The 1,041-nt window shown below is 44.2% G+C and carries 1 protein-coding gene; it reads left to right on the top strand.

The window, feature by feature from the left end:
- Positions 1-1,041 (top strand): hypothetical protein (locus GY843_RS15790; protein ID WP_297310989.1); only part of this gene is annotated, 1,041 nt, incomplete at both ends.

The raw sequence follows: 1,041 nt of genomic DNA, 5'->3' as shown, positions 1-1,041 counted from the left end.
TTTAAGTACAGCCACAGTGGGCGGGAGTAGTTTTGATGGTACAGCCATTGGGTCATTCACGGCACAATCAGCGACTTCTTTGAGTTTTGATGCCCCATCAACGATATCAGAAGGAGCAAGTTTTGATATTGTCATTGCCAATGTCACCAATGATGGAACTGAAGGCGATTACAATGCATCTGTAGAAGCCACCAATGATGAGGGCGGTCTTAACCATGCCAATTATGCTTATACCGTAGGTCCGAGTCCTATCTGGTATGAGGATTTTGAGTCTTATAGCGATGATGCTACCACAGCAGCCGATAATAATACCAATGATGTAGGAGTTGACTGGACCATAGAATCAGGGGCTGTAACTTCATTCCGGGTTGAGAATTATTACATGCTAGATGGATCACGAGGATTACTTGCCCGCTATACAGGATTGGGCATATCCAAGACCTGGCAAACCGAGGAGATAGATATTTCGGCCTACGATAATGTAGCTCTGACAGTGGAGTATGGAGAGTTTGGAACGATGGAAGCAGCAGATTACATTGATATAGACTATCGATTAGATGGAGGCAACTGGGTTGATTTGACCAATGGCTATCACAGCGATGATATGGTAAGTGGCCCTGAAGATGCAACAGCAACGGGCTTATTGGGATGTACCGTAGAGATCCGTGTAGAGATGCAGAATGATAATTCTAATGAATACTGGAGTATTGATAATATTAAAGTAGCCTCAGAAGAAGCCACTGGCAACGGATGTTTTAGTTCCGAGTCGCTGGCCTTATCAACGACCAATGCCGGAGTAGCCAGTTCATATACTTTCACACAAACGGTCCCATCGAGTGGGTCCTTTGATTTGGATATTTCGACAACAAATTCAGTAACGATTAATTTACCGGATGGTGATTTAAGTACAGCCACAGTGGGCGGGAGTAGTTTTGATGGTACAGCCATTGGGTCATTCACGGCACAATCAGCGACTTCTTTGAGTTTTGATGCCCCATCAACGATATCAGAAGGAGCAAGTTTTGATATTGTCATTGCCAA

The organism is Neptuniibacter sp. (assembly GCF_024231755.1).
Classification (GTDB): Bacteria; Pseudomonadota; Gammaproteobacteria; order Pseudomonadales; family Balneatricaceae; genus Neptuniibacter.
Note: the sequence above shows the minus strand (reverse complement) of the source record. Positions and strands in the feature narration are given on the sequence as shown.